This is a genomic window from Streptomyces sp. MGP-P1, from assembly GCF_057766565.1.
The window spans coordinates 1222831-1240532 of record NZ_JBYMEM010000007.1; the positions used below are offsets into that span (position 1 = coordinate 1222831).

Annotated in this window: 11 protein-coding genes, 1 other RNA gene and 3 pseudogenes; 4 read left to right on the top strand and 11 right to left on the bottom strand. The window is 69.0% G+C overall.

The window, feature by feature from the left end; translation table 11 throughout:
• Positions 1-162 precede the first annotated feature (162 nt).
• The 3 genes and pseudogenes from AC3CH1_RS26995 to AC3CH1_RS27005 form a co-directional block, all read left to right on the top strand.
• Positions 163-732: a Uma2 family endonuclease gene (locus tag AC3CH1_RS26995; protein WP_488466746.1), complete on the top strand. Its 570-nt coding sequence runs from the start codon at positions 163-165 to the stop codon at positions 730-732.
• Between the two features lie 57 nt (positions 733-789).
• Positions 790-1199, top strand: an RNA gene (gene rnpB, locus AC3CH1_RS27000) — RNase P RNA component class A.
• Between the two features lie 35 nt (positions 1200-1234).
• Positions 1235-1474 (top strand): annotated as a pseudogene (locus AC3CH1_RS27005) (winged helix-turn-helix transcriptional regulator); the annotation flags it as partial.
• 486 nt (positions 1475-1960) lie between these two features.
• Here AC3CH1_RS27005 and AC3CH1_RS27010 read toward each other — a convergent pair.
• Positions 1961-2830, bottom strand: coding sequence for an alpha/beta hydrolase family protein (locus AC3CH1_RS27010; RefSeq protein WP_488465293.1), 870 nt, complete (start codon positions 2828-2830; stop codon positions 1961-1963).
• 300 nt (positions 2831-3130) lie between these two features.
• On the opposite strand from AC3CH1_RS27010, the gene AC3CH1_RS27015 reads away from it, so the two are divergent.
• Positions 3131-3376 (top strand): hypothetical protein, encoded by a 246-nt coding sequence (locus AC3CH1_RS27015; RefSeq protein WP_488465294.1) that lies wholly within the window; start codon positions 3131-3133, stop codon positions 3374-3376.
• 161 nt (positions 3377-3537) lie between these two features.
• Here AC3CH1_RS27015 and AC3CH1_RS27020 read toward each other — a convergent pair whose 3' ends face one another.
• The 10 genes and pseudogenes from AC3CH1_RS27020 to AC3CH1_RS27065 form a co-directional block, all read right to left on the bottom strand.
• The gene (locus tag AC3CH1_RS27020; RefSeq protein WP_488466747.1) at positions 3538-3933 is read right to left on the bottom strand and encodes an alpha-L-rhamnosidase C-terminal domain-containing protein; all 396 of its coding nucleotides are present in this window, start codon (positions 3931-3933) and stop codon (positions 3538-3540) included.
• A pseudogene (locus AC3CH1_RS27025) lies at positions 3910-4647 on the bottom strand (alpha-L-rhamnosidase-related protein); the annotation flags it as partial. The pseudogene AC3CH1_RS27025 and the gene AC3CH1_RS27020, both read right to left, overlap by 24 nt.
• Before the next feature lie 48 nt (positions 4648-4695).
• Entirely contained in the window at positions 4696-7128 is a 2433-nt protein-coding gene (locus AC3CH1_RS27030; protein ID WP_488465295.1) for a pullulanase X25 domain-containing protein, read from the bottom strand.
• 579 nt (positions 7129-7707) lie between these two features.
• Positions 7708-11055, bottom strand: coding sequence for a pullulanase-type alpha-1,6-glucosidase (gene pulA, locus AC3CH1_RS27035; RefSeq protein WP_488465296.1), 3348 nt, complete (start codon positions 11053-11055; stop codon positions 7708-7710).
• Positions 11056-11154: 99 nt separating this feature from the next.
• Positions 11155-12837, bottom strand: a complete 1683-nt coding sequence (locus tag AC3CH1_RS27040) for a glycoside hydrolase family 13 protein (RefSeq protein ID WP_488465297.1) — start codon at positions 12835-12837, stop codon at positions 11155-11157.
• A gap of 110 nt (positions 12838-12947) precedes the next feature.
• On the bottom strand, positions 12948-13850 hold the full coding sequence (locus AC3CH1_RS27045; RefSeq protein WP_488465298.1) for a sugar ABC transporter permease: 903 nt from the start codon (positions 13848-13850) through the stop codon (positions 12948-12950).
• On the bottom strand, positions 13847-14842 hold the full coding sequence (locus AC3CH1_RS27050; RefSeq protein WP_488465299.1) for a carbohydrate ABC transporter permease: 996 nt from the start codon (positions 14840-14842) through the stop codon (positions 13847-13849). The genes AC3CH1_RS27045 and AC3CH1_RS27050 overlap by 4 nt, the downstream gene beginning before the upstream one ends.
• An 83-nt stretch (positions 14843-14925) precedes the next feature.
• On the bottom strand, positions 14926-16197 hold the full coding sequence (locus AC3CH1_RS27055; protein WP_488465300.1) for an extracellular solute-binding protein: 1272 nt from the start codon (positions 16195-16197) through the stop codon (positions 14926-14928).
• 392 nt (positions 16198-16589) lie between these two features.
• Entirely contained in the window at positions 16590-17483 is an 894-nt protein-coding gene (locus AC3CH1_RS27060; protein WP_488466748.1) for a substrate-binding domain-containing protein, read from the bottom strand.
• 3 nt (positions 17484-17486) lie between these two features.
• Positions 17487-17663, bottom strand: a pseudogene (locus AC3CH1_RS27065) (LacI family DNA-binding transcriptional regulator); the annotation flags it as partial.
• Positions 17664-17702: the final 39 nt, after the last annotated feature.

Below are 17702 nucleotides of genomic sequence, written 5' to 3' on the forward strand. Positions count from 1 at the left end.
ACGCCGCGACAAGGTCAAGCACCGTTTTCCTTCACCCCGCTTCCGTCCACGCCGTGTCGCCCTGTGCCACGATCGGGGGAAGAACTCCGATCTCATGGACGGCTGGTTCCCCCGATGCCCCAGTCTGGCGAGCGACCGAGGAAGGAGCGTGACATGGCTGCCATGGCGCACGAGCCGCTCACGCAGGCAGAAGTCCTTCTGGAGGGCTTCCTGGCCCTGGACACGCCGGAAGGCTTCCGGGCGGAACTGATCGAGGGGGAGATCGTCGTGACGCCGCCGCCGGACGGGGACCACGAGGACTACATCAACGTGGTCCTGAAGCAGGTGTTGAGGAAGTCCCGTGCCGACATGGACTACTCCGGGAACAAAGGCCTGAAGCTGAGAAGCGGGGGTGCCTGCCCGAAGAACCACGCGATTCCCGACGGCACGTTCGCGCCCACAGGGCTCCGCCTCTTCCGCGGGGCCGATCACTGGATGGCCCCTGAGGGCGTAGCCCTGGTGGTCGAGGTGACCTCCACCAAGCCGCAGGCCGACCGCGAGGCCAAGCGCCGCTGCTACGCCCGTGGCGGCATCCCGCTCCACCTGCTCATCGACCGGGACGACAGTTCGGTGACGCTGTTCAGCGATCCGGAGAACGACGACTACCGCCAGCTCCTCACGATCCCGTACGGCAAACCGCTGCCGCTGCCCGAGCCCTTCGCCTTCGATCTGGAGACCGGCGACTTCGGCTGAGGGACACCGACCGGGCCCTCGGTCCGCAGAGCCCGGTAGGATGGCGATCACGGCAGACGAGCCGGGCGGACGGCCGCGTGAGGATCCTTCGGGGTTCTCCCGAGGAACGTCCGGGCTCCACAGGGCAGGGTGGTGGCTAACGGCCACCCGGGGTGACCCGCGGGACAGTGCCACAGAAAACAGACCGCCCGGGACCTCGGTCCCGGGTAAGGGTGAAACGGTGGTGTAAGAGACCACCAGCGCCTGAGGTGACTCAGGCGGCTAGGTAAACCCCACCCGGAGCAAGGTCAAGAGGGGACGCCCCAGGAATGGGACGGCTCTGCGTGAACGTTCGAGGGCTGCTCGCCCGAGTTCACGGGTAGACCGCACGAGGCCGGCAGCAATGCCGGCCCTAGATGGATGGCCGTCTCCCCGGCCGCCGCGAGGCGACCGGGAGACAGAACCCGGCGTACAGCCCGACTCGTCTGCCGCCACCTGCGGTTTCACCTCGGTAAGGGCCTCCGACATGCGTCGGAGGCCCTTACCGATCTTTCTTCCGAAGGCACTCACACAATCCCTTCGCCGCTTGGAGCGCGATGGGCTCGTGTTACGTACGGTGCACGCCAGCTCCGAACTGCGCGTGGAGTACGCGCTGACGCCGTTGGGCAGCAGCATGCTGGAGCCGATGAACGTGGCGTGTGACTGGGCAGCGGAGCACTGGGATGAGCTACTCGATGCGCGGGGGGCACACAAAACTTCGTAGGCTGGACAGCACGCGGACTGGCTGTGCCCAGACAGTCGGATCCTGGCGTCCGCCTCGAACGGCTCGGGGCGGTAACCGCGCACGAACAGGTGCTCGGGCTCGTCCTCGCTTCGCCGAAACAGCGTCCGTGACACCAGATCCAGCAAGTGGATCGCCGTAACGGTAGCGCTCGCCGTCGACCAGGTCGGCGAGACCGCCGGACGGGGAGACCAGCACGTTGCCGTCCCACAGGCCGAAGTGCAGCAACGACGGACGGGTCACTTGCCCGCCCGCCACATCGCGATGCCGCTCGACCACCCCACGAGGCGGTGGCAGCCGTACGTTCCACTCCGCGGCTTCCCAGCCGTCAGCGAGCGAGGCCCGCCGGACGGTGGCGATGGTGCCACGCTCAGCGCGGCAGCGTTGACGGTGCTGACGGCGCCCAGGCCGTCGGCCGGCACCGACGCGATGTCAGCGCGCGACAACGCGCGACAAAGCGCCGAAGAGTCAGCCGAGATGTCGCTGGAAGAAGGCAGCCGCCTCCCTGCCGACCCGAACACGGACAGCTGGGTCGGCGGGGTCCGGCGCGAAGAAGTCGTCGTGACGGACCTCGGGGCCGGCGGAGCGGCCACTTGCTGTGGGGATGTGCTCCAGGTACGGCCTGGTGTCTTCCTCGTACGGAGCGACCGTGTCCGCGCCGCCCCACCGGATGCCCACCGGTACCCGCACGGCACCCAGGCTCTCCGGTGTCACGAGCGAGCCGACTCCGGGAGCCACCTGGAAAACCGCTCGCACCCGGGGGTCCGAGAGATCCGCCGCGGCAGCCTCCATCGCACGGCGTGAGGACTCGTCCAACGGGTACTTCTTCCGCAGCGCCTCCAGCAGGCCGGGGAACTCGGGCGTCTCGGGCAACGGCGCCGCCCCCGACAGCACCGCCCACAGAACCTGCGGATCGACACGGGCCCCGGCCAGGGCCGCCGCCGTGTAGCCGCCGAGGGAGAACCCCGCCGCACCGACCGGGCCGAGGCGCTGTTCGCGAGCGAGCGCGTCGAGTACGAAGGAGACGTCCCGCGGTCGTTCCCACACGTGCAGGAAACCTTCCGCTTCGTAGCCGTCCACGAAGTTGTTGCCGTGGTGGTCGAGGGCCACGACCCGGAAACCCGCCTCGTGCAGCGGACGTACCAGCCACTCCATGTCGCTGCCCGAACCTCCGGTGCCGTGAGAGACGACGACCAGCGGAGCGGGTTCGGCCGGCGGCTGGTCCGGCTCCCACAGGTACAGACGGACGGGACGCGGACGAGCCGGATCCCGCAGGTCTCTTCGGGACTCGTCGTGAAGGACACGTATCAGGGGCGCTTCCTGCCCGGAGATCGTCATGGCGACATCGTAGGGAAGTCACCTGTCCTCAGCGCTGGTCCTCGGGCACGACGGGTGCTCTTCGGTCTCCCGGACTGGCCGTGGGCTCAGCGACCGGGCAGTGCGGTGTTCGGTGTTGCTCAGCTCCTTTCCGGCGCGACCGTGGCGGGACGTTTGAGCCGACGACGGGCAACTTGAAGTTGATCGTCGCCGCGAGGCCGACTGTTCGGTCCAGAAGTAGAGGTCCGGGACGTACGGCTTGCGGATCAGGGGTACCTGGTCAGGAATGCGACCGCGGACCGGGCACGGGACATCCTGCTGTTGTTCGACGACGGGCGGCTCGCCCTGTCCGCCAACAGGGGTACGCGGTCAGCCGCGGCGAACTCGACCCGGACGTACTCGGTATCGCCTTCGGTTTGCGGCGAAGAGGGCCGGATCATCGCCGCCATCAGCGTCGCGACACTCTCGCATCGCGTGCCCGACGCGGCGATCGACCAGTACGTCACCCCGGTTCTCGAGGCAGCCGAGCAACCGGGCGATCACGTGCAGCTGCGAAACATCGCCTGACGCCGCGGCCCATCCAGCAAGGCAGGGACGCCCGACGACGCACACTGCGCCCGCAGGGATTCCCGTAGGTCGACGGCCTCGACTCCCGCCCGGCATCGAGGCCGCCGTCGCTCAAGTGCCTCGGCTCGCGGCCCTCTCCCTCGCCGCATTGAGTCCTGCCGTCAGGGGCGGCCGCGGAATCCCCAGATGCCATGCGCGGCGCGGTAGATCACATAGCCGGGCTCGGTGCGTACGAACTCCGTCCCTTCGGGCGCGTGGGCGTCGTTTTCGGTAGCCGCCGGTACGTGGACCTCGGCCGTGGCGCCCACGGGGACGCCGACCGTGAGGCGGACGGTCTCGCCGACGCGTGACCAGGAGACCGCGGCAGGTCCGCGCACCGTGTGCAGCTGTGTGTGGGCCCAGTCGACGCCGGTGCGGGCGTCCGGTCGTACGGTGAAGGTGCGGTAGCCGGCGTCGCCGGGGCGCAGGCCCGCCACGTTCTCGTACAGCCACCGCACGACCGTGCCCAGGAAGTAGTGGCCGCGCGAGCGCGAGTCGCTCGGCCAGTACTCCCACATGGTGTCGGCGCCGTTCGCGAACCAGTGGCCCCAACTCGGTTACGTCGTCTGGGTGGCGACGGCATGGGCGACCTCCGGGCGGCCCTGCGCGCTGAGGGTGCGCAGCAGGACGCTGGTGCCGAGACAGCCGGTGTTGAGGTGGTTGCCGCGCTTCTCGATGTCGGCGACGAGGGAGGCGGTGACGCTTGCCTTCGCGCCGGCCGGAACCAGGCCGAAGGCAAGCGGGATGCAGTTGCTGGCCTGCCGGTATTCCGGGTCCTTGGCCGTGCGGTAGTAGCCGTCGGAGCCGAGGAACTCCTTGTTGAGGGCGTCCTTCAGCCTGCCCGCGGCGGTGCGGTAGCGGTCGCGGGCATCGTTGTCACCGATGAGGTCGGCCATGTCGGCGAGTGCGCGGTACAGGTAGCAGGTCGCGGTGAGCCGGGTGTCCTCGGGCGGGACCTCGTAGCCGGGGGAGACCCAGTCGCCGAGGGCGGTGACCGCCAGGCCGTTCTGAAGGCGGCCGAGTTCCCCGTCCAGATAGCCGGTCATGTTGGGCAGGTGGTCGTGGATGACGCGCTCGTCGCCGTACACCCGGTACATCGGCGCCGACCTGGGCGTCGCCGGTCCAGCCGTTCTTCTCGTACATCGGCGTGGCGGTGGGGATGCCGTGCAGGAGACGTGCCCTCCGGCAAGAGCACGCTGTGGCCTGAGTGCAGGAACGCGGATTCCCGCCATTGCCGCATGCCGGTCCGGTGGCGGGAATCAGTAGGGGGCCTGCGCCGGTCAGCCCTTCTTGAAGACGGTGACGGCGAGGCTGTCGGCGCTGTTGCCGGTGGCGTTCGCGGCGCCGTTGGTGTCGAGGACCTTCTTCCAGGTGCCGGAGGGAAGGGCCACGGCATAAGTGCTGCTGGTGGGGTTGTAGACGACGATGGTGTCGTGGCTGGTCGGTGCGGCGGCGTTGGAGCTGATCGCCGAGACGATGACCGAGCCGTCGACGGTGGTGGACATCTGCGCCTTCACGGCGTCCCAGGAGCTGAGGCGCAGGGCCGGGGTGCTCTTGCGAAGGGCGATGGCGTCCTTGTAGTAGCGGAAGGTGGCGGCGTTGGCCGTCTTCTCGCCCCACTGGATGGCATTGACGTCGTCGCCGGACTCGTAGGAGTTCTTCGCCGCCTCGTAATCGCCGTTCACGACCTTGGAGTGCTGGAACTCATCGCCTTCGTAGAAGAAGGGGATGCCCTGGGAGGTCAGGACGATGCCGGTGCCCAGGCGGTGCATCCGGGCGGCCCGGCTGCCGGTGACGCCGGAGTAGGTGATCTTGTCCCAGAGATTGAGGTCGTCATGGGCGGAGACGTAGTTGATGCTCTGCTCGGGGTCGTAGGCGAAGGCTGCGGCCCAGGGGTCGGACAGAGGGCTGGCGCTCTTGACCGCGAGAGGGGAGCCACGCGTACCGAGGGCGACGGAGGCCGCGGTGTTGGAGGAGGAGCCGCCCATGTAGCCGAGGGCCTGGTCGCGGGTGCCGCCCTTGATGGCGTCGCGGTAGGTGCCGTTGAAGACGCCCACGTGTCCGCCGGCGAGGGCGGGGGTGGTGCCGTATCGGACCTTCTGCGCTTGTTGGGGGTCGTCGACTCCGCCGCTCCACGGCTCACCGTGGATCTGCAGGGTGCGGTCGGGGAAGGTGGTCTGGAGGTGCTTGGCCCACTGGTCGACGTTCTTGTACTGGTGGACGCCGATGAGGTCGAAGCGGAAGCCGTCGATGTTGTAGTTACTGACCCAGTACTCCAGGGAGTCGCGGATCATGCGGCTGACCATGGGGTGGGAGTCGTCGATGGAGTTGCCGGTGCCGGACAGCTCCCTCTCGTGGTAGTACGTGCCGGTGATGTCCTGGAATACGCCCTTGCCGGCGGTGTGGTTGTAGACCACGTCCATGAGGACCCGGATGCCGTTCTTGTGGTACTCGTTCACCATGTTCTTGAACTCGCGCACCCGGTCCTCGGGTGAGGTGAACTGGGAGAACTGCTCCTCGGGCACGTTGAAGTTCAGCGGGTCGTAACCCCAGTTGGGCACGGTGCTGTTGAAGTCGTAGGACGGCATGAGCTGGACGTGGGTGACGCCGAGCTCCTTGAGGTGGTCGATGCCGGTCTTGGCGCCGTTGTGCGTGGTGCCGGTCTGGGTCAGTCCGGCGAACTTGCCGCGCTTGGCGCTGTCCACGCCGGAGCTCGGGTCGATGGTGAAGTTGCGGACGCTCATCTCGTAGATGACGGCGTCCTCGCGCTTGGTGATGGCGGGCCTGGGGGCCCAGCCGCCGGTGGGCTGGACGGCCTGGGCGTCCATGACGACGCCCTCGGTGGTGCCGGGTTTGACCATGCGGGCGTAGGGGTCGCGCACGGATTTGTCGCCGACGCGGAACTGGTAAGGCTGGTTCTTCAGATTTCCGGGCACCACGGCCTGGTAGACGTCGGTGTATCCGTGTACGTCGGCGGGCCGCATGGTGTGGGTCTGGCCGCCGATGGAGACGCTGACCTGGGAGTTGTCGGGTGACCAGATCCGAAAGATGGTCTGGTCCGGGGTGTACAGGGCGCCGAGGGTGCCGTCCAGGGGCGGGGCGGGGGGCTCCTCGGTCTGGACGCTCAGGACGTTGGTGGTGCTGTTGAAGCGGAAGTCGACGGTGGAGCCGGTCTCCGGGACGGTGAAGGGGATGTCGGCGCCGGTGGGGCTGCCGCCCTGTCCGTAGCTCTCGTCCCAGGACTGGCCGATGGCGGCCTTGGTGGCGTACGTACCGGCTGGGATGGCGTCGGTGGACCATGTGTAGACGCCGTCGCCGTCGATGTCCTGGAGCCAGGACTTGAGGCAGTTCGGGGCCCAGTCGGCGCTGCACCCGATCTCGGACTGGAAGGAACCGCCGGCGGTGACGATCTTGCTGTTGACGTCGTCGGTGATCCAGTGCGTGACGGGGTCGTAGACGAAGGTGACGTTGCGGCCTCCGGCCGGAATCCGCAGGGGGATGTCGGCGCCGAAGTGCTGGGCCTTCTCCCCGTAGTTCTCCGCCCAGCTCTTGTTGATGGCCGCCTTGTAGGCGTAGTCGCCCGCCGGGAGGGTGAACGTCTTCGACCAGGCCCCGGAGCCGTCCGTACGCGCGGTGAGCTGGGCCTGGCCGCAGTCGGGGGACCAGTCCCCGCCGCAGCCGATCTCGCTGTTGAACGTGCCGGGGACGGACACGGCCGTGGGAGCTGCCGCGGCGGCGGGGGTCGCCAGGGCGGGTGAGAGGCCGAACCCGAGGGCGGTGGCCGCCAGGAGAGCCGCTGAGGTTCTTGCTGGACGACGCCGGGGGCGTCTGCGGGTGCCGTGCAAGGAGTGCCTCCGAGGGAGAGCTCGCACGCAGCCGTTCCCGCCGGGCGGGTGCGGTGTGCGGGCGAAGGAGTGAAACGCTGGGGGTTGCCAGCGCCCTGCTGGGCCGCGGTTCGGGCCCAGTTCGCAGTGAGGGGTGCGGAGGGACCGGGGCGGATCGCCGCGTGTTAACCCGTTGCTAACTCAAGTTAATAATAGGTTAGTCAAGAGGCGTCAAGAGATCGCGCACGATGCGTCCGCCGGATGCCGGATCCACCGGCCGGCGGGGAGATCAGCCGGTGCCCCCGGCTGGGGCGTGCGGCGAGCCAGGCGGTGTCAGGGACTCCCGAGAGGGTCTGTGACGGCTCCCGCCCCCCTCTTGCCAGGTGCTGGTAGGTCCTGGGTGCGGGCATGCCCGGGTGGGGCAGCGGCATGCCGCTGCCCCACAAGGTTCCGGGCTCCTGCCGGACGTTATCGCTGGACGAAGACGGCGACCGAGTGGGCCGGGACGGTGAACGTGCCGCTGCGGGGCGCGAACGCCGAGCGCTTCACCGTGCTGTCCTGGCCCTGCTGCTGAACGAGGTGGAGGGCTTGTCCGGTGCCTGCCAGGGACTTCAGTGTCTGGTGCTGGACGGTGTCCGTCGCGTTGTAGATGACGGTGACGGATCGGTAGGTGCCCAGCCCCTTGCCGTCGAGGTGCTGGGTGATGACACCGGGGACCTCACCGGCGGTGCCGGACAGCGGGAAGGAGAGCCGCTTCTGCACGTCCCGGGCGTCCTTCAGAGCGAACAGCGGTGTCGACTTCTTGATCTTCAGGAACTGCTGGTACTGGGCTGCGGCTGCCTCGATGGTGGGGCAGCCGGGGGTCAGTGCGGGGTCGGCGAGGAGCGACTTGGCGTAGGGCCACTGGGCGCTGTTGGACTCGGCCAGGGGGAGTCCGCGGCCGAAGCCGTTTCCCTTCCGGCAGTCCCACTGGATGGCGTTGAACCAGTCACCGCTGTCGTAGGAATTGTGGTCCAGGGACTTCGAGCGCAACAGGTCGGTGCCGCCCTGGGCCATGGACGGGCTCTGGGAGAGAGTGCTGGTGGCCAGGGCGAGGGAGTGGAGGCGGGCTCGCTCGGTCGGGGTGGTGTCGGAGGGGAGCTTGTGGGCGTAGGCGTCGTAGAGGGTGTGGTTGTCGTGGGCTTCGACGTAGTTGACCGCCTCGGCGGGGGTGGCGGTGTAGCCGGCGGGGTTGCCGTTGTAGTCGATCTGGGCGCCGGTGCGCCGGCTGCCGTCGCTGGTGGTGAAGGTGTAGCCGGCGAGGTTGCCGGTGAGGCCGATCTTGACAAGGTCCATGTCCTTCAGCAGCCGGGCCTTCTGCTGCTGGGGGGTGCCGTTGACGTCGGCACCGTTCGGGTTGGTGAACAGGCCGCTGCCGAAACCCTGCCGCCGGGGGTCCGCGTCGGAGATACCACCGCCGCGGACGCCGTCGCGCAGCCGGTCGTTGAACGTGCCGATGCCGGTGCCGGCCATGTTCTTCTGGGTGGCCTGCTCGAAGCGTGCGTCATCGGCGACGATGCCGTAGTTCCAGCCTTCGCCGTAGAGGTAGGAGTTCTTGCCGTCGATGCCGTGGCGGGCGGGGGTGAGCGTGGCCAGGGACGACTGGACGTCGAGCATGGTCTGCTTGGGGTCCAGGCCCATGAGGTCGAAGCGGAAGCCGTCGATGCGGTAGTGCTCGGCCCAGGTGGTCACGGAGTCGACGACGAGCTTGTTCATCATCGCGTACTCGGGTGCGGTGTCGGCGCAGCAGCTGTCGCGGGTGACGTTGCCGTGGGGGTCCAGGCGCTGGTAGTAGCCGGGCACGACCTGGTCGAGGACGGAGCCGGGGGCCTGTCCGGCGGCGGCGGTGTGGTTGTAGACGACGTCCATGACCACGCGCAGGCCGGCGCGGTGGAGGGCCTGGATCATCTGCCGGAACTGGATGAGGCGGTCGCTGCCGTCGGGGCGGGTGGCGTAGGCCCCTTCGGGGACGGTGAAGTGGTAGGGGTTGTAGCCCCAGTTGTAGCCGTCGCGGGCCTGGGTGGAGGCGACGCACTCCTGCTGCTGCGGCGAGTCGGGGGCCATGGAGGGCAGGTCGCAGTCGGGGACGGCCTGGTCGGCGCGTACTTCGGCGGTGCCGGCGAAGTCGAAGACGGGCAGCAGCTGCACGGTGGTCACTCCGGAGGCGACCAGGTCCTTGAGGTGCTTCATGCCACCGGACTTCGGGTCCGTGAAGGCCAGGTAGGTGCTCCGCTCGCCAGCGGGCAGGTTCTCGTCGGCGACGGAGAAGTCGCGGACGTGGATCTCCTGGATCTGTTCGCGTTCCGGGCCGGGCGCCTTGGGTGAGCGGGTGCTCTCCCAGCCCTGCGGGGCGGTGGCGCGGTCGGTGAGGTCCACGATCTGGCTGCGCCGGGAGTCGGCGGAGAGCGACAGCGAGTAGGGGTCGGTGACCTGGTTGGTGACCACCTTGTGCACGGCCGGGGCCCACACGGTCACCTGGTAGCGGTAGTAGAGGCCCTTCCACGACCGGTCCCCGCGCACGCTCCACACCCCCGATCGCGGGTCGGGGGCCAGCTTCACCGTCCGGTGGGCGGCGGAGGTGGCGGAGTCGTACAGCTCGACGCTGACGGCGGTGGCGGTGGGCGCCCAGAGGGAGAGGGTGGGCCGGGTGCCGTGGAAGACGGGTCCGAGTTCGGCCTTGGTCGCCCGGTTCGCGTAGAGAGCGTCCAGGACGCCCTGCGTCTGGAGTCCGGTGGCCGTGGTCAGGTTGCCGTCGGGGTCGAGGGCGGCGACGGCGACCTGCCCCTTGAGGAGGTCGCGTGCCTTCCCGGCCCACTTGGCCGGTACGCGCAGCGCGCCGAGCCCGGCGAGGTGCGGGTACTGCTTCCTGATGTTCCGGGGCAGGCCCTGCGGGTCCCGGGTCAGCGTGATGACGGTGCCGCCGGTGATGCCGGTGCCGCCGGCCGCGAGGCCGCCGCCGGGTGCCGCGGCCAGCTGGTAGGTGCTCTGCCGCGGGCGGGCGCCGAGGTCCCAGGCGATGAGGTCGGGGGCGAGCCAGTAGGCGGAGCGTGGCGCGAGGCTCGGCTTGGCCGGGCCCGGGTAGACGTCCAGGACCTTGGACGAGACGCTGTAGCCGAACGTTGTCGCGGCGCCTTCGGAGGCCACGGTGAACGAGGTGGTGGAGCCGTCGACGGTGGCCGGAAGGCCGAGGCCGGGGCGTGCCCGGTAGGTGCCGACGGGCAGGTTCGTGGTGGTGAACGTGGCGATGCCGTCGCCGTCGGGGTCGGTGAGCCAGGAGGCGAGGCAGTCGGTCGCCTCGTCCCGGTCGCAGCCGAGTTCGCTCTGGAAGTCGCCGACCGCGGTGGCCAGGGTGGTGCCGAGGGTGTCGGTCACCCAGTGGGTGACCGGATCGTAGACGAAGGTGACCTCCGCTCCTCCGGCCGGAACCGTGAGCGGGATGTTGGCGCCGCCGAGGGTGGCGTTGAGCCCGTAGTTGACGGCCCAGCTCTTGTCGAGGGCGGCCTTGTAGGAGTAAGTCCCGGCGGTGAGGCGGGCGGTCAGTGACCACTTGCCGTCGGGGCGGTGGCGCATCTGGGCCTGGTCGCAGTCGGGGGCCCAGTCGCTGGCGCAGCCGAGCTGCTGGTCGAAGTCGGCGGCTATGGCAACGGCCTGCGGTGGCGCTGCGTTCTCCTCCTCTGCGGCGGAGGCGGGTACGGCGGCGGTCGCGGCGAGGAGCAGGGCCAGGCCCGCCGCGTGGGCGGACCGTCTACGTCTGGGACGGGACAGGGCGTGATGCATGGGGCACCTCATTGTGTCGCGCGGGTGGGTATGGGTCCGGCCGGGCCCCGCCGCTGAGATGTGCGGGGGCCGGCCGGTGATCGGGGTTCGCTCGGGGCGTCAGCCGGTGGTCCACCAGGCGGTGGTGTCCGGCGGCAGGACCGCCTGGTCGGCGGTGACTTGTGCGGGGCCGCTGGTCAGGAGCAGATGGCCGGGCGGGGGCAGGGTGATGGCGGCACCGGTCAGGTTGACGGTGCAGGTGAAGGTGGTGCCGCCGCTGGTGCGTTCGAAGAGCAGGACATCGGCGGGGCTGTCGAGCCAGCGGAGGTTGTCGGCGGCGCCGAGGGCCGGGTGGGTTCGGCGGACGGCCAGGGCGGTGCGGTACATCTCCAGGGTGGAGCCGTCCTGTCCGCTCTGGGCCTCGACGCTGAGTCCGGCCCAGGTGGCGGGCTGGGGAAGCCAGCTCCCGCCCGAACCGAAACCGTACGAAGGGCCCTCGACGGTCCAGGGGATCGGGACGCGGCACCCGTCGCGGAAGCCGTCCTGGCCGGCGGCGCGGAAGTAGGCCGGGTCCTGGCGGGCCTCGTCGGGCAGGTCGGTGACGTCGGGCAGGCCGAGCTCCTCGCCCTGGTAGACGTAGGCGGAGCCGGGCAGGGCGAGCATCAGCAGGCTGGCGGCGCGGGCCCGGCGCAGGCCGAGTTCGCCGTCGCCGGGGGTGCGGATCTGGGTACCCAGGCCCGGCGGATTGGCGAAGCGGGTGGTGTGCCGGGTGACGTCGTGGTTCGACAGGACCCAGGTGGCGGGGGCCCCCACGGCGCGCATGGCGTCCAGGGTCTCGTCGATGACCGTGCGCAGGGCACCGGCCTGCCAGGAGGTGGCCAGGTACTGGAAGTTGAACGCCTGGTGCAGCTCGTCGGGCCGTACGTAGTTCGCGGTGCGGGCGAGGGTGGGCGCCCAGGCTTCGGCGACGCCGATGCGCTCGCCGTCGTACTCCTCGAGAATGGTGTGCCAGCCGCGGTAGATCTCGTGGACGCCGTCCTGGTCGAAGCTCGGGCTGGCGTTCGTGCCGAGCAGCTTGGTCTGCTCCAGGCTGCCGAGGTCGGGCAGGCCCTCGGCCTTGACCATGCCGTGGGCGACGTCGATGCGGAAGCCGTCGACGCCGAAGTCCAGCCAGAACCTGAGGATGGAGGCGAACTCGTCCCGGACGGCGGGGTGGTCCCAGTTGAAGTCCGGCTGTTCGGCGGCGAAGAGGTGCAGGTACCACTGGCCGGGGGTGCCGTCGGGGTTCTTCGTACGGGTCCAGGCGGGCCCGCCGAAGATCGACTCCCAGTCGTTGGGGGGCTCCTGGCCCTGTTCGCCCTTGCCGTCGCGGAAGTGGAAACGCTCGCGCAGCCGGGACCCGGGGCCTTCGCGCAGCGCGCGCTGGAACCACTCGTGCTGGTCCGAGCAGTGGTTGGGGACCAGGTCGACGATGATGCGCAGCCCGTGCCGGTGAGCCTCGCCTATGACGGCGACGGCGTCGTCCAGGTCGCCGAACATCGGGTCCACGACGCGGTAGTCGGCGACGTCGTATCCGGCGTCGGCCTGGGGTGAGGCGTAGAACGGGGACAGCCATACGGCGTCCACGCCCAGGTCCCGCAGGTAGGGCAGCCGGCTGCGTACGCCGGGCAGGTCGCCCATGCCGTCGCCGTTGGCGTCGGCGAAGCTGCGGGGGTAGACCTGGTAGATGACCGCTTCGCGCCACCAGTCCGCCGTACGGACGGGGAGCGGGGGCGTCGTCGCGATGTCGGCAGACTCGGTCATGAAGGCAGTCCTCCGGGCAGCGGCGCATGACGCGCCGACGTGGGGTGTGCGGTACGTGGGGAATCGGTGCGAGGTGGTGCAGCGGTCGGACGGCCGGGGCCAGGGGCCCGTCAGCTCTTGGTGCCGCCTGCGGTGAGGCCGGCCACCAGGTGCTTCTGCGCGATGTAGAACACGGCGCCGGCCGGGATCGCGATGAGGACCGAGGTGGCCGCCAGGTAGTTCCACTGGGAGTTGAACTGGCTGATGTAGCTCTGCAGGCCCACGGCGAGGGTGTACTTCTCCTCGGTGAGCATGAACTTCGAGGCGAAGGCGACCTCGCCCCAGGCGGTGATGAAGGTGTAGAACGAGGCGACCGCGAGCCCGGGGCGGGCCAGGGGGAGGATGAGCCGCCAGAACGTGCCGAACGGCGTCAGGCCGTCGATCCGGCCGGCCTCGTCGATGTCGACCGGGATGGTGTCGAAGTACCCCTTGAGCAGCCAGGCGCTGTACGGCACCGCGGTGGAGCAGTAGATGACCACCAGGCCGCCGTAGGTGTCCAACAGCCCGAGGCTCGCCATGATCTTGTACAGCGGGACCATGAGGACGGCGACCGGGAACATCTGCGTGAGCAGGAAGGTGTACATCAGCGAGCCGCGGCCCAGGAACCTCATCCGGGAGACGGCGTAGGCGGCGCTCGCGGCGATCAGGACGCCGATGAGCATCGTGCCGAACGCGACGATGAGCGAGTTGACCATCCAGGTGCCGAAGCCGGTGTTCTGCAGCACGTGCGAGTAGTTGTCGAGGGTGGGGTCGCTCAGGATGCGGGAGGGGTGCTGGTAGTCGTTCTTGTCCGGTCCGAGCGAGATGTAGAAGATCCACAGGATCGGGAAGACCGCGATGAACGCGCATGCGCTCAAGCCGGCGTGCAGTCCCACCGACGCCGAGCGGCGTCGCTCGCCCGGGGGGCGGCCGGGGCGTGGGGCGGCCTTGTCGGTCAGTGCGCCCGGCACCTGCGGGGTGCTCATCGTGGTCATGCGAGAACCCCCTGGTCGTTGCGCTTGAGCCAGCTCCGGTAGACGCTCGTGAAGACCACGAGCAGTGACAGGCAGATGATGCCGACCGTCGCGGAGCGGGCGTAGTCCTGGGGCTGCTGGCCGAAGAAGAGGCGGTAGGCGTAGGTGACCAGGATCTGGACGCTGTCGCTGTTCCCGCCGAACAGCAGGAAGATCACGTTGAACTGGTTGAACGTCCAGATGACGCCGAGCAGGATCACGGTGCTGCTCACCGGGCGCAGTCCGGGCAGGGTGACGTGGACGAACCGCTGCCAGGAGTTCGCGCCGTCCATCGACGCGGCCTCGTGGTGCTCCTTGGGGATGGACTGCAGACCGCCGAGCATCGAGACCATCATGAACGGCACACCGCACCAGATGTTGACGCCGATCGCGGCCACCTTCTGCGCCATCGGATCGCTCAGCCACGACGGGCCGGCCACCCCGATCGCGCCCAGGACCTGGTTGACCACCCCGTCGTCGGCGAGGATCAGCCGCCACGCGAAGACCGTGACGAACGACGGCACCGCCCACGGCAGGATCAGCAGCATCCGGTACGGGCTTCGGCCCCGGAACCGTCGGTTGAGGGCGATCGCCAGGGCGAGACCGATCGAGTACGTGAGCGCGACGCAGGCGACGGTCCAGATCACCGTCCACGTGAAGTGCGGCCAGAACTGGTTGTTCGACCCGGTCAGGATCTCCGCGTAGTTCTTCAGCCCGACCCACGAGAAGGAATCGGGGATCTCGTTGACGCCGATCGTGCGTCCGACGTTCTCGCTGGTGGCGTCGGTGAACGTCAGGTAGATGCCCTGGAGCAGGGGGTAGGCGACAACGGCTCCCAGGACCAGGACCACGGGCAGGCACATGGCCCACGCGTACCAATACTGGTCGTAGGAGTTCGTCAGGCGTTTCAGTGGGCCCGGGCCTCGGCCCCGCCGGTGTGCGCGGGCCGGCTTGTCCCCGACGGCGATGGTCATGGTGTACCTCGGTGTGGCAGGAGGGATCGACAGGTACTACCCGGCCGGCCGCTCCGGCGCGGCGGGGCGGCCGGCCGGCGCCGTCATGAGGTGGAGTAGTCCGGCAGGAGCCTCTTGGCCTCGGCGGCGGCCTTGTCCAGGCCCGCCTTCGTGCCCTCCTGACCCGAGATGATCTTGATGAGCTGGGTCTCCAGCGGGACGTAGAGCGAGGAGTACTGCGCCAGCGGCGGGCGCGGAATCCCCGCGGCCAGGAGATTCTCGTAGCCGGCGATGCCCGGGTTGGAGGTCACCTCGCTGGTGTAGGCGTCCTCCCTGGTCGGGAGGGTGCCGTTGGCGGTGGCGACCTTGACCTGCGAGTCCTTGGAGGTCATGAAGGCGATGAACTTCTGCGACGCCTTCTGGTGGGCCGCGTCGGAACCGGCGTAGGCGACCAGGTTGTGCCCGCCCAGCGGAGTTCCCTGAGCCGATCCGCTGCCGGGCACGGGAGCGATCCCGAGGTTCGCCTTGTCCTGGAACGCCGCGCCCTTGAAGACGTTCGCGTTCTCCCACGGGCCCTGGATGATCGCGGCGACCTTCCCGCTGCTGAAAGCATCCATGATGTTGGCGTACGCGTTGCTGGTGGTGTCGAGCTTCCGCGCTCCCGGGGCCTTGAGGAGACCCTTCAGGGCGTCGATGCCCTTGACCGCGGCCGGGGAGTTCAGAGTGATCTCTTTGGCCTCGGCGTCGACCATGTCGGTCTGTTCGCCGAAGAGGAACGGCATGGCGTAGTACGCCTGAGGGTTGAAGGCGAAGCCGTCGACGCCGGTCTTCTCCTTCACCTCGGCGATGTTCTCCTTCAGCTCGTCCCAGGTGGCGGGGGCCTTCTTGATGCCCGCCTCGGCGAAGAGCTCCTTGTTGTACATCAGGCCGAGGGTGTCGGTGACCTGGGGGATGCCGTAGAGCTTGTCCTCGTACGAGGCCTGCTCGATGAGGTTCTGCGCGAACATCTTCGACTGGGCGGCCGCCGGGGTGCCATCCAGCGGTGCCAGGTACCCGGCCTTGGCGAAGCCGGGGGTCCAGCCCACGTCGGCCCGCAGCACGTCGGGCGCGCCCTTGCTGCCGGCGGCGGTCTGGAACTTGGTCTGGGCGTCGCCGAAGGGGACGCTGACGTGGTTGACCTTGATGTCGGGGTTGGCCTTCTCGAAGTCCTTGACCAGGGCCTTGAAGGTGCCCGCCTCGTTGGTGGCGTCCGAGGTGTCCCACCAGGTGATGGTCACAGGGCCGGAGCTGTCGGAGCCGGAGCTGCCGCTGGAGCAGGCGCTCGCTGAGATGGTCAAAGCCGCTACGACGACGGCTGCCGCAAAACCACGGCGCATAGGAACTCCTCGGTGGAAGAACTGATCCGAAACAGCGAGCCCGGTGCTTTCGCCGGCAGCGGGACGGAACCGGCGAAAGCAAGCAGACATGCACCTCTCCGGCAAGCGGTATGCCGAGCGGCCGGGTCGCGGGCAGCTCCCCGGATCGGCGGCAGATGCGCCGCGCCGTCCGGATCGAGCCTCGCGAGCTCTGTGATGTCGCAGACGTTAGCAGGTTATTAACAGCAGTTAGTTAACGGTTCCGTAACGTGCGCTTCTCATGAGTGGTGAGGGGTCCGGGGGGTGTGTGACCTGCGGCTATGCGCTGAACTGAACACGGCGACAGCCCCCCGCCGCCGGGGGGCCGGCGACAGAGGGCTGCGGATGATCGGCGATACGGGGCGTCGCGTCCGTCAGCGCGGCGGGATCTCGATGCGCGCGGTGGAGTCCCGGACGATCAGATGCGTACCCAGGAGCTGATGAGGGTGCTGGTCCTCGTCCCGGATCGCGGAGAACAGCAGGTCGGCCGCCGTCCGCCCCTTCGTGGTGATGGCCTGGCGCACCGTGGTCAGACGGGGACGCATCCAGGACGATTCCGGCAGGTCGTCGTAACCGGTGACGGACACGTCCCCCGGCACCGAGAGCTCCAGATCGTGCAGGGCGTCCAGCGCGCCGAAGGCCAGGATGTCCGACATCGCCACGATCGCGGTCGGCGGATCCTGCGCCATGATCCGCTTGGTGGCGCGGAAGCCGTCCATGCGGGTGACGGCCACCTCGACCAGGGAGATGTCCTCCATCCGCAGGCCGGCCGCGTCCAGGGCGTTGACCATCCCCGTCATCCTGCGCGCGAGGGGGCCTCGGTAACCGCGCTCGGCGACCTCGGGGCCGGGATCGAGGGACAGCACGGCGATGCGCCGGTGGCCGAGGTCCAGTACGTGCCGCATCACCTCGAAAGCGCCGGCCTCGTCATCGACGTCGACACTGGAGACGTCCTCGCGCGGGCTGCTGTCCACCAGCACGAAGGGGATGCCCCGCCGCCTGAGCTCGGCGACCTCGCCCCGGTCGTGCTCCAAACCGCACACGATGAACCCGTCCACCGCGGCGTACGGGATGGCCTTCAGCATCGAGTCCCTCAGCGGCGGGGTGAGCAGCATGGTGTAGCCCTGCTCGTCGCAGACCTGGCCCACACCCGTCAGGAACCGGGCGTAGTAGGGGTTCTCCATGACCCGCGCCAGATTCTGCGGCAACAGAACCCCCAGCGACTGCGTCTGCCCGGCCTTCAGCATCCGCGCCAAGGTGTTGGGCACGTAGCTCAGCTCCTGAGCAGCTGCGAGAATGCGGTCCCTCGTCGCCGCGGACAGCTTCTCAGGGCTGTTGAAGGCGAACGAGACAGCCGACCGCGACACCCCCGCCGCCTTGGCGACATCAACGGACGTGGGCCGCGACCTCGCACCACCCGCGGCCCGTCCTGGCGACGTCGCCGACATAGCTGCCCCCGTATCCCTAAACGATTAGTAACGCGTAAA